At 46.2% G+C, this 11,954-nt stretch carries 10 protein-coding genes; 5 read left to right on the plus strand and 5 right to left on the minus strand.

Annotated features, from left to right (window positions below; all coding sequences use genetic code 11):
* Positions 1 to 55: 55 nt before the first annotated feature.
* A complete protein-coding gene (locus tag LZZ85_RS01050) occupies positions 56 to 1,309 on the minus strand; it encodes a DUF6252 domain-containing protein (RefSeq protein ID WP_237868065.1) in 1,254 nt (417 codons plus the stop codon).
* A 1,289-nt stretch (positions 1,310 to 2,598) separates the two neighbouring features.
* Between LZZ85_RS01050 and LZZ85_RS01055 the strand changes: the two genes are divergently transcribed.
* The gene (locus tag LZZ85_RS01055; RefSeq protein WP_237868066.1) at positions 2,599 to 3,798 is read left to right on the plus strand and encodes a metallophosphoesterase; all 1,200 of its coding nucleotides are present in this window, start codon (positions 2,599 to 2,601) and stop codon (positions 3,796 to 3,798) included.
* A gap of 72 nt (positions 3,799 to 3,870) precedes the next feature.
* Here LZZ85_RS01055 and LZZ85_RS01060 read toward each other — a convergent pair whose 3' ends face one another.
* Positions 3,871 to 4,269: a VOC family protein gene (locus LZZ85_RS01060; RefSeq protein ID WP_237868067.1), complete on the minus strand. Its 399-nt coding sequence runs from the start codon at positions 4,267 to 4,269 to the stop codon at positions 3,871 to 3,873.
* Positions 4,270 to 4,481: 212 nt separating this feature from the next.
* On the opposite strand from LZZ85_RS01060, the gene LZZ85_RS01065 reads away from it, so the two are divergent.
* On the plus strand, positions 4,482 to 5,918 hold the full coding sequence (locus tag LZZ85_RS01065) for a beta-lactamase family protein (protein WP_237868068.1): 1,437 nt from the start codon (positions 4,482 to 4,484) through the stop codon (positions 5,916 to 5,918).
* An 84-nt stretch (positions 5,919 to 6,002) separates the two neighbouring features.
* On the opposite strand, the gene bla is transcribed toward LZZ85_RS01065, so the two are convergent.
* Positions 6,003 to 6,908 carry a class A beta-lactamase gene (gene bla, locus LZZ85_RS01070; protein WP_237868069.1) on the minus strand — a complete coding sequence of 302 codons (906 nt, stop codon included), beginning with the start codon at positions 6,906 to 6,908 and terminating at the stop codon, positions 6,003 to 6,005.
* Between the two features lie 344 nt (positions 6,909 to 7,252).
* Here bla and LZZ85_RS01075 point away from each other — a divergent pair, with 344 nt between their 5' ends.
* Together LZZ85_RS01075 and LZZ85_RS01080 are read left to right on the plus strand one after the other, a co-directional pair.
* The gene (locus tag LZZ85_RS01075) at positions 7,253 to 9,499 is read left to right on the plus strand and encodes an ATP-binding protein (protein WP_237868070.1); all 2,247 of its coding nucleotides are present in this window, start codon (positions 7,253 to 7,255) and stop codon (positions 9,497 to 9,499) included.
* Between the two features lie 109 nt (positions 9,500 to 9,608).
* Entirely contained in the window at positions 9,609 to 9,980 is a 372-nt protein-coding gene (locus tag LZZ85_RS01080) for a response regulator (RefSeq protein ID WP_237868071.1), read from the plus strand.
* Positions 9,981 to 10,129: 149 nt separating this feature from the next.
* Here the strand turns inward: LZZ85_RS01080 and LZZ85_RS01085 are convergent, their stop codons facing one another.
* Positions 10,130 to 10,585, minus strand: coding sequence for a macro domain-containing protein (locus LZZ85_RS01085; RefSeq protein WP_237868072.1), 456 nt, complete (start codon positions 10,583 to 10,585; stop codon positions 10,130 to 10,132).
* A gap of 24 nt (positions 10,586 to 10,609) precedes the next feature.
* Positions 10,610 to 11,368 (minus strand): DUF4261 domain-containing protein, encoded by a 759-nt coding sequence (locus tag LZZ85_RS01090; RefSeq protein ID WP_237868073.1) that lies wholly within the window; start codon positions 11,366 to 11,368, stop codon positions 10,610 to 10,612.
* 156 nt (positions 11,369 to 11,524) lie between these two features.
* Between LZZ85_RS01090 and LZZ85_RS01095 the strand changes: the two genes are divergently transcribed.
* Entirely contained in the window at positions 11,525 to 11,944 is a 420-nt protein-coding gene (locus LZZ85_RS01095) for a DoxX-like family protein (protein WP_237868074.1), read from the plus strand.
* Positions 11,945 to 11,954: the final 10 nt, after the last annotated feature.

An 11,954-nucleotide genomic window follows, 5' to 3' on the forward strand; every position in this document is an offset into this window, starting at 1 on the left:
TTTCTGACGGGATCTTCCGATCGTTGCCACAGGTCATGCCAATACCAACGCTGTGCTATAGTTTTACCCTGAATGTGCCGGTGATCTTCTTTGTATTTAGCTGACAACCCATATCGTCATAAAGTGTCGCAGCAAATTCTCCTGCGATCAATCCGCTGTTCTGGTAGGTGCTGATCGTCATTCCGCCAGCGGTATAAGACGTAGATACCGGCGGGCCACAAAGTGTGTAACTCGTCTCGTACATAGTTCCGGTGATATCAGCTCTGATATCCGCCTTCCCTGCCTCCGATGGATCGCCATACGGATAAGTCCCGACCGTGGTCCCTTTTACGAATATCAATATCTTTTTGCTGGTTGTAACATCGCCCTGTATCACGGTAACACCTGAGGCAACAAACGCTGAGACACTAATACAATTAAAGGGTACGCCGTCAAAAAATCCCGCCATAAAACTGTCCGACGACATGGTTATTTTTTTACGCAGTGTCAGTTTATCATTGGTCAGTCTTCCCGGCCGTTTGATGTTTTTAACTACAACACTTATATCGGATATGATATGACCGCTGATCGATGCCGGCGCTTTGAACTCAGCCGTGCTGCCACGTGGCATGATCTGACCTTCACCCTGCAAAGTCCAGGTTTCAAGATCGCCTGCCTTAATGATCGTGGAAAAACTCCCGAGCTCAGCCTCCTTTTCGTTGTCACCAGTGCTCTTTTCCTGCAGTACGCTTACAGTGAGTATCGTAGACTCTCCCTGTCCCAGCCCGGCTTTATCCGGAGACAACAGGTAGCCGCCGGTAAAAGAATAATCACCGAGGTGATTGGATTCAGCTATAAGCGTTCTGCTTGTTTTATTGAGTTGTGTATTCTTGATCCGCTTCCAGGTGCCGTTCTGATCCTGCGTGGCAAGATCAAGGGCATCCTCATCCATTCCATCAAGTTCTGTTGCCTCATATGCAAGAGTGATGGTTACGGGTTTTGAAAGGGTCAGATCAGCGGGCAACACCCTGTATGCGGTTCCTGTTCCGAGAGGAAGTGTATTGGAGATCTGCTGTACCGTCACAACAGTTGGGGTTGTTAGAGCGCCGGCGGGGATGAGCACGGTCAGTTTTCCATCGGGGCTGGTAATAGTGCCGCCGGAAGCGCCGAAATTATTCTGCATGACGAGGCCATCTGTCTCTCCCTTTGGATATGTTCTTGGGCGAAAAATATTCGGATCGTCGTGTACAGGTTTTATACAGGAGGTCATCAGGAGGATCGAAACCGAACAGGTAATCAGCGTTGAGAACAGGGCAGAATTCCTCAGCATAGGTGAAGTTTAAGCGGTAAAGCTATCCTGCGGAATATATCGGCGAATGCATATCGGGATGAATTGAGGCAATCCCGTGCTGAAGCGATGCTTTTTGGGCTATACCTTCCGGGAAGAGACCCGTTTATGTTCAAGCCTGTTTACCCCTTGAACGTAAGGTCATAATGAAGGATGAATTTGGGGGCAAGGGCGCTGTTTTTCGAGGGGGCCTCGAAGACTCTGTTTACATTTTTGCCGGACGGGCAAGGCGCTTTTTTTCGACGGGAGGTCGAAAGACTCCGTTTACATTTTTGCCGGACGGGCAAGGCGTTTTTTTTTGACGGGGAGGTCGAAAGACTCCGTTTACTTTTTTTGCCTTGATGCAAAAAAAGTAACAAAAAAAGATCAAGGCTACGCGCAAATGGCTAAAAATTATGGGCTGCACCTGGCACTAAAATAAACTCGCCGGAGGAGGGTTTTGGATTGGTTTGCGTGCCGGCTCAGACAGTATTTTAGCGCCCTCGCCTTCGGCTCGTCGGTTACGCCCATAATTTTCTTAACGCCATTTGCGCTAGGCCACTCCTCTTAAAGCGGGCAGAAGCCCTCGACAGGATTGTAACCTTACGGTTCTAGTAGGTTTTCTATTCGCTTAATACAGAAGGTATCTGTAAAGAATGTCAGCATCAATTATAATACAGGATCGGAACTATAACGAATCTTCCTCGCAAACGAATCCTCCTCTCTCAACGCCCCGGCCTTGGAAAAAATGGCGTTAAGAAAATGGGAGGCTGGCACCGTCTGAGTCACACCGCAGGTGTGCGAAGGCGCCAAAAACTGTCTGAGCCCAACACGCCAATCAATCCTAAACCTGGACGGGCGAGTTTTTTTGGTGCAGGTGACATCCTCCCATTTTTAGCCATTTTTTCCCAGCCTTGATCTTTTTTTGTTACTTTTTTTGCATCAAGGCAAAAAAAGTAAACGGAGTCTTTCGACCTCCCGTCGAAAAAAAAGCGCCTTGCCCGTCCGGCAAAAAAACAGAGTCTTTCGACCTCCCGTCGAAAAAAAGAGATCTTGCCCCTCCGACGAAACTCCAAACAGAGCCCTTCGACCTCCCGTCGAAAAAAATATCACTGCGGTTGACACCGCCATTAACGCCATTCCCCGATATAATCCCCCTGTTCAACGGAATTGCATCATTTCACTTTTTTAATGGCATTAATTTAGCACCCTCATGTACAAAACATGCGTTAGCACGCCAGGAAGAAAAATGTTGCTGTGTTGTGTTTGGTAATTGACTAACACTTTCAGATATGGTTAGAAGGCTTTTATTGATCCTGTTGGTTTTTATTATAGCGGATATTTATTTCTATCAGGCTGTCACCACATTGACGCAGCATTCAGGCTTGCGTCTGGCTTACTGGTTACTGGATAGTTTACTGATCGCAGGGATGGTCTCTATTGTATTTTTACGCCGGGCTGGTCAAAATACGCAACGCTGGATCGCCGGCCTGATGTCATTGATGCTGGTGATCTTTATTCCCAAATTGGTGGCAACACCTGTACTGATCGCAGAAGATATCGTCCGGATCTTCGAGGGATTTCCGCCAAGAAGTGTTTATGTCAGCGAAGCGGCAGTGGTGATTGCGCTCGCTGTATTTCTTATTATCGTTTTTGGCCTGACGCGTGGAAGGCATTTTTATAAAGTGCGGAAAGAGACGCTCTACTTTGCAGACCTGCCAGAATCATTTGACGGATTTACCATTACCCAGATCTCCGATATTCATTCAGGAAGCTTCAGCGATGTAAAAGGCGTTCAGAAAGGTATTGACCTCGTAAATGCACAGAACAGCGATCTGCTATTGTTCACAGGAGATCTTGTAAATAATCTCGCTACCGAGATGGATCCGTGGATCCCCGGCTTCACAACACTTAAGGCCCCGTATGGAAAGTACTCGGTATTAGGGAATCACGACTACGGCGACTATATCCGCTGGGAAACAAGAGCCGCAAAGGATGCAAACCTGCATCGCCTGAAAGAGGTCCATGACGAGATCGGTTTTAAACTTTTACTAAATGAATCGGTGACGATCACCAAGCAGGGAAACAGCATCGCATTGGTTGGTGTTGAGAACTGGGGTAAAGGTGGCTTTCATAAATATGGCGACCTTAAAACAGCAACAGAGAATGTCCCGGACAATGCATTCAAAATACTGATGTCTCATGATCCTTCGCACTGGGATGAAGTAACTATAGACCATCATCAACACGTTCATCTTACGCTTGCCGGACATACACACGGAATGCAGTTTGGTATAGATCTGTTTGGCTTTAAATGGAGCCCTATCAAATATGTTTACAAACAATGGGCTGGTCTTTATGAGCAGGATGGGAAATACCTGTATGTTAACAGAGGGTTTGGCTATCACGGATTAAAAGGAAGAGTTGGCATGTGGCCGGAGATAACTGTACTCACTTTAAAACGCGGCGAAAGTAAAGACGCTGTTCAGTGAACCCGTTTATGATCAGTTCCTGGCTGATGGATAGCTTTATTGCTATATGAACACACCAGCCTGTAACACCTTTCACATTCCCGGCCAATACAACACATTATACTTGTGGCCATCAGGATCTGCAAATCCGCATTGGTAGCCCGACTGGTATACATGAGGCTCAAGGAAAATGGTGGCTCCAATGTCTTTCGCCGCCTGCGCCCATTGCTCCACTTCTTCCTTATTAGCCGCAGAAAGTGAGAACAAAATTTCCTGGCCCTTGTCGAGGTCGGCAGCTTTGTCTGAAATATTCTCCTCAAACCGCTTACGCGCGCAGAAGTTAATGACGAAATTATTTTGACCCACCTCAAAACTAAGCAGATCACCACCTGAATACTCTCCATTCTGCTTAAACCCCAATGCCGTATAAAATTTTCTTGTCCGCTCAAGATCATCCACCATCAGGTTTGCCCAGATCATTTTTGTATGCATAATCAAAACATTATTGACCAGAATGAGATCAATATTAGTGCCATCGAAGCGTTGTGCGGAGAGAACGCTGTTTGTGATAGAAGTGCCCGACAACACAAAGCCGCCCATTTAGTTCCCTGCCCGCGCTCCGGGCACGATCTCTAATCCCATCCCCCCCGTCAGTTTACCTACCTTCAATATTGGTATATTTGGTGCACCTCAACGCTGCCTTTATGTCAATCAAACATTGTCTTCTGGCGATGGCTCTCTTCGTCGCTGGCCTAACATCAGGTCAAACCAAACAGTCGCGCCTTGCATCACTTATGCAAACCTATCATCGATACAACATGTTCGATGGCGCAGTACTGGTTGCAGAAAACGGGCGTATCATTTACAAAGCAGCTTTTGGTCTTGCAAACAGGGAATGGAATATTCCAAATGCGGTGGATACAAAATTCATGATCGGTTCTGTATCCAAGCCACTAACCGCTATGCTGGTATTGGTCCAGGTGCAAAAAGGGCTGATCAACCTTGACAAAACGGTTGCAGATTACCTGCCAGGATTCAAGGACAAACCTGCGGGCCATGTAACGATCCGGCAGTTGCTCAGTCATACCTCCGGAATACCGAACTACGACATCATGCCCGATTTCTTTCCCGTCATAAGTCGCAGATATTTTGAAAGAGACGATTACATAAAATTATTCATGGACTCTTCGCTGGCTTTTACGCCAGGAACGAAATACAATTACAGCAGCTGGGGTTATTTCACGCTCGGACATATAGTAGAAAAAGTAACAGGCCGGTCATACGCTGAAGCAATGAAAGAAGATGTGTACGATAAACTTGGCATGAGAAATTCGGGTTCGTACTATCATACACAAATAGTCCATAACCGCGCAACCGGATATGACTATAGCCCGGGAGGCTATACAAGTGCAGACTTTCGTGATCAATCGAACACTATGGGCACCGGCGATATTTATTCGACCGTTGAAGATCTCTACAAGTTTCATCTGGGAATAACAAATCATACTACGCTCAATAAAGAGTTGACGGATGCAATGCTGACACCGGGGATCAAACCCGCCGATTATGGCTTTGGATGGTTCAATAAAAATTTCCGGTACACGAATACAGACAGCGTTACAAGTAATTTTCATTTAGGCATGACAGAGGGGTTTATCTCTTTTATGCTTCGTATTCCGTCATCCAACAGTATGGTGGTGATCTTATGTAACAGCTCTCCTACTGATTTTTTCGGGATAACAAAAAGCCTGGTAAGCATTCTTTATAACAAACCCGTCACGCTAAAGCAGCCTGTTCATAAGGTCGTAGAATCTTTTATCGGAACTAAAGGAGCAGTAGCGGCAGTGAATGAATACAACCGGATCAAAGACGATACGGTGAAGTATTACACCGACTGGATCTCGATGAACTTTATTGCAGAGCAATTACTGCAGCTGAAACGGTATGAGGACGCGCGGATCATTTCGGAGAACAATGTTTTAGCATTTCCCGGCAAAGACCTCGTGATGGTGACCATGGCAAATATCTACCTGAAATTAAACCGGCGCGAAGACGCCATCCGCTTTTATAAAAAGGCGCTGGAGATCTACCCTGGATATGAGGAAGCGAGGAACCGGTTGAAAGCTCTTGAAAGCAGATAGGAAGAGCGATCTTTCGGCAATTTTACGGGCATGCGGAATATTGCAAACCCCTACAATGCCCGTAAAAAGTCAGGCTTTCATTAGTTAGTGTCTTGAATAATAATCCCAGGCCAGCTTTGCAATTCTGGCAATTGCTTCCGAACAACGCTGTGGAGCATCCACTGCTTCCGCGATGAATACAGAGATCACCAGGTGTTTGCCATTGGGAAGAAAGATGATGCCAACATCATTATAGCTTCCGAATCCCGTTCCGGTGCGATGCGCTACCCGGATATCCCTCGGCAGAAGACCTTTAATCCTGTCGGCACCTGTTAAAGTCTCTGCCATCTTATCCCATAAAAAATCATGGTTCTTTGTTGTGAGGTATGATTCTGTAAAGGCGATTGAAAGCAACCGGTTCATTTCAACAGGCGTAGTCCAGTTATCATATCGTCTCAGGGAATCTGTCTGTACTTCCCGCTCTGTTGCATTGATCCCCATATCTACTACATTAAGTTCTCTCAAATAATTTTGAAGATTTGCCGGGCCTTTCAATAAAGCGAGCAATTGATCGCAGGCTGTATTGCTTCCCCTGACGAGCATCAATGTCAGCAGCTGCCCTACAGTCACTTTGCCTCCAGGAAAATTAGCTTCGGTGTACACCTCTTCTTCTCTTGTGAAAATGGAATCCCGGCTGTAGGGCGCATATTTCTCCATCCATAAGTTGCCGCGGTCCATTTCTTTCAGCACGGCGATGGCAATGGGAAATTTATACACGCTCAGCATGGGAAATCGTTCATCACCTCTGTAAAGGATAGCACTGTCGGAAGATCCGGGCTGGGTGATACATACACCAACCCGGGCGTTGATGCTTCCAGCTATACGGCTGACATTTGCCCGAAGCGAATCCATCTCTTTTACGGTTAATTGGGAATGAGCGGATTGACAGAACATCAACGAAATGATCAACAGAATATTTATCAGGGACCGGGATTGTGTAGAAAGTTCCATAGGCTTGATTTAATGGTGAACACCGCTAAAAAGAAGCAATTTTACTGCCAGTCATTTCTGCATGATCTACACTGACCTCCGCTCATCCCGCAAGAATCTCATCCCGATATTTTCATCTTGTTTCTTCCTTTTACTGTTGCTGGGAATGAGAGAAGAATATCAAATCAAATATTTGAAGGCCGGGAACACCGTTTAAGCTAAGCAATGCCCGTTGATATAAAGGTTCCCTGCCCCATTTGCCCGCTGATGATCTCCTGCTTACCGAAATATTAAGTTGAACAACGTTCAATTAGATGTTGGAATCATTTCAATTTATCCTACATTTATCACCTTACCCACCGGCATTGAAAAATTTACTTAATCTTCTTTCAGGCAATCAACAGCAACAACTACTGGCACTGTTGATCTCAGGTCCTGACTTTGTCAGCCTCTCATCGAATGAAGGCATTATTACATATGTCAATGATGCCGGACGTAACATGCTTGGACTTGCTTCGCTCAATGAAGCCAGGCTGCCCGATCATGAATACCTGATGCCAGGAGAAGCAGAGAGGTTGAAGGAGGTGATCAGCAACGATCTTTGTAAAAAAGGGAACTGGACCGGCCGCATCAACTATCGTCATTTTCAAACAGGTGAAGCGGTTCCTATGCATGGGACCACCATGCTGATCTATGACGAAGAAACCGGTGCTGCCCAGGGCTGGGCCACTATCGCCCGGGATCTCAGGAGCGAACTCGCTGCCCAGGAACAGCAACGCAAACTGATGACACTTGCGGAAAACTCTGTTGACCTGATGTCGCTGCTTGAGTTGAACGGAACAAATTCCTATATCAACCCGGCAGGAAGAAAAATGCTGGGAATTTCGCCGGAAGAGGACATCACCCGGATCCCCATCTCTTCCTTTCATACCAGCGAGCAGATCAATTTCGTAGAGAAAGAATTGCTTCCGAAGGTAATGTCCTCCGGCAGCTGGTCAGGGCGGTTTGCCATAAAGAATATTAAAACAGGCGAGATCATTCCTCTTGAGAATAACTGTATCCGCATCGATGATCCGAATACTGGTTTGCCAGTGGGCGTCGGGGCTATTATGCGAGACCTGCGGCCTGAACTTATTGCACAGGATGCCATCCGGCAAAGCGAGTTGCAATTCCGCCAGATGATCATGGAAGCTCCGGTCGCTATTGCACTGGTGGAAGGGCCGGAACTAAAGATCGTGGCATCCAACCCGCTGATGCTTGAGTTCTGGCGAAAAGATAAAACCGTGATCGGCCTGCCTTTTAAAGAAGCGCTCCCCGAACTGGAAGATCAGGGCTTTCGACAAATGATCGAACTTGTCAGCGATACCGGTGAAACGTACAATGCGATCGAAGCTCCTGCAAGGCTGCAACGCAATGGAGTGACGGAAGAAAGCTATTACAACTTCGTGGTGGCTCGCATAGGTACTTTGTCATCCGGAGAACAACGTGTGCTCCTGATCGCAACGGATGTATCAGAACAGGTCGCTGCGCGAAAAACGATCGAACAAAGCGAAAAGCGTTTTCGCAGCCTTATACTTGAAGCACCGATGGCGACGGCCCTGTATGTTGGCGAGGACCTTACTATCGAAGTTGCCAATGAGGCAATGATCCGCCTTTGGGGCAAGGATAGTTCTGTCATTGGGAAAAACCTCATCGATGCCGTGCCGGAACTCAAAGGCCAGCATTTTATCGACACCCTGAAAAAAGTGTTGCATACAGGCGAAGCTTACCATACAGACCAGGAGCAGGCTGATCTTATCGTGGACGGACGCCTGCAGTCTTTCTGGTTCAACTATACTTACAAACCATTACATGATGCATCCGGCAACGTGTATGGTATTCTCAATATGGCCACCGATGTTACCAAGCTCACACACCTGCAACAGCAGAAAGACGAGTTTATCGGTATTGCCAGTCATGAATTAAAAACACCAGTCACCAGTATCAAAGCCTATGCACAGGTGCTGGAAGCGATCTTCCGTGAAAAAGGGTACGAAAAAGAAAGCTCGATGCTCACGCGAATGGGCGTGCAGATCAACCGGCTTACCAACCTGATCAGCGATCTGCTGGATACGACCAAGATCCAGGCAGGCAAGCTGATGTTCAATGAACGCTTTTTTAGTTTCAATCAGATAGTAGACGAAGTGGTGGAAGACATGCGCCGGACCACCAGCAAACACGAGATCATTGTAAAACTCAGCGAAACGGATGATGTATTTGCAGATCCCGAACGCATTGCCCAGGTATTGGCCAACCTTTTGAGCAATGCTATCAAATATTCCCCTAATTCCGATCAGATCCGCGTGAGCACGAGTGCAGACGATCAGTATGTAAAGGTCTGCGTGCAGGATTTTGGTGTGGGTATTGCCGCTGATAAGCACGAAAAGGTATTCGAGCAATTCTATCGGGTAAGCGGCGACAAACAACATACATTCCCGGGCCTCGGTCTTGGCTTATACATCTCTTCTGAAATAATCAAACGTGAAGGCGGCCGGATCTGGGTCGAGAGCGCAGAAGGAAAGGGGTCTAATTTTTGCTTCACCCTGCCACGGAAAACAAAAACCGGGTTTTAACAGGGCAAAAAAACGGTACTCTGCTATTTTATAGATCGCAGATTTTACCAATATTACTGTCCCGTCCACCACCGGGCTTTGAACTAACGAACCCAATTGAACCGAATCCATGCAAAGTAGACCCACCATTACCAAGACAATCCTGGTTGTTGATGACGACGAAGGCATTCTCGACGCCACTTCTGCAATACTTGAATATGAAGGCTATCTGGTACATAGCACTCTCGACGGCGCATCTGTTTTGCAACTGGAAGGGCCATTGCCCGATCTTTTATTGCTGGACATCTGGATGTCCGGGACCGACGGTACTGATGTTTGCCGTCAGCTGAAAAGCAATGCAGATACACGGCATTTACCCGTGATCATGATCTCTGCCAGCAGGGATATTGAACAGTATGCAAGAGATGCGGGTGCTGATGATTTTTTAGCGAAGCCTTATGAAATGAAGGAATTGCTGGAAAAGGTGAAGAGGTGGTTGTGAAGGCTCTGCTCCAATGATCCTTTTGCTACTTGCTGATCCCGGGAACGTGTAGCGCCCGCTACCAGTTAATTCAACAATACCTGCCAGGCTGATCTTGTATTAAAATTCCATCTGAAAAATAGTCGCTGATGGTTTACGTGGTTCAAGACCTAAGTCTTCGGCTCATAGATTCGTACATCTGCATCCACCATTTCCATATAAGAGATCATCATTGGTTTCACAATCGCCCAATCCAATCCACCAAGTCCGCAGCCAAGCGGTGGGATGGCAATGCTTTTTATCTTCTCTTCACTGATCAGCTTTACGAGAGCCTTTAACCCTTCTTCGACATATTCGTATTGGGAAGGCAGGCGCCAGTGTATTTTCGTTGGAAAATTGACGATCACCCTTTCCTCCCCTGCCGGATTATGATCACGGCAGAGCAATAGTTTTCCCGGCTGCAACCCGCCGTTCTTGCAAGCCACTTGATACTTTTTATAATTCAGGGGAAACTCATTTCTAAATTGCAATGCGAGCCCCTTTCCCATTACGCCGACAGTATTGACCGCATTAACGATTGCATCTGTGTCAGATCGGAGCAGGTCTCCGCTATAATAACTGATCATTCAGAGATCATTTCCTTGTGAATATTAATTGTCTGTCCCCACTCTTTCCATCTTCCACATACCAAAAGGGTTTGTAAAGAGATCATGATCCTTGTAAGGAGGATCAGATTCTTCTTCGATCACGAAAACCGGTGCCCCAACTTCCGGAGAAAATGTTTGCCCCGGCATTATTTCAGGATCTTCAAGCAATTGATAGTAGCAGAAGATCCGGATCAGGCTTGCTGCATCCTGAAACTCTTCTCCATATACGATCGTGTCTTTATACCCCAGATTATGCATGCCACACGAATAAACTGACCCATCTTCATTTGTCAAAGAATAAATAACAAACAGATCGAATAACCTGTCATATTCATCGTCATTCACCAATTGTTCCCAGCTCTCTCTGTCAAATGCTTTTCCCGCCGATTCCACCTTTACACCCAGCCCTGCCGTCTTTAAAATTGCCAGGCCGGCATCGGCAAGTGCCCGGGCGCCTTCCAATCCAATATCATTGGAGATCAGGTAAACTACATAGTTATGATCCGCTATCTGATCAAGACAGCTGTCTGAAATGCCGGTCACTTTTCCCGCATAGGTAAAAGCCTGTTGCATTTGTTCATCATGTTCGTCAAACTGTATCTCAAAAAAGTTTTTTGTTTGACTATTCATAAGAATGTTACCGGCAACCAGGTACTCTCCGTTTGTTTTTCCGACGATCAAAATTTTCAGGGCATCTATGCTTTCACATTGCACAGGAATACAAAGGATCGACTGTGTGACCTGCTCTTCCGCATTTGACATACGCTAACCTTTACGTTGAATAATTTCCTTTAGTTTATAAAGATAAATGCATCGGCTGTATAACATGTACTATCCTATAATTTGTATTTTATATTTCTTTCGTTCCGGCTATTTTACTTAATATTAGTCCGGCTGTCGGCCACAAAAATAACCGGGATGACAGTGTTCTGTATGATTACGGCGGTTGCAAAAAAAAATCTTCACAGATCCCTGACTATTCTGATCTCACTGATATGGTTGATCAACGGGCTTTACTGCAAGCTTCTGAACCAAATTCCACGTCATCGAATGATCGTTGCCCGTATTCTTGGGGAAGAACACGCAGAAGTATTAACAAACCTTATCGGCTCAGCAGAGGTTCTTATGGCAATATGGGTCCTAAGCAGGTTTAAGTCGCGAATCAATGCCATCCTGCAGATCATCATTATTGCCACGATGAACATCATCGAATTCTTCCTGGCAAAAGACCTGCTGCTGTTTGGTCCCTGGAATGCAGTTTGGGCAGCAGCTCTTAGCACCATGATCTATTTAAATGAATTCCAATTCAACAGATCACGAAATCTGCAGCCAAAGTAGATTTCATTGC

The organism is Terrimonas ginsenosidimutans (genome assembly GCF_022012415.1).
Taxonomy (GTDB): domain Bacteria; phylum Bacteroidota; class Bacteroidia; order Chitinophagales; family Chitinophagaceae; genus Terrimonas_A; species Terrimonas_A ginsenosidimutans.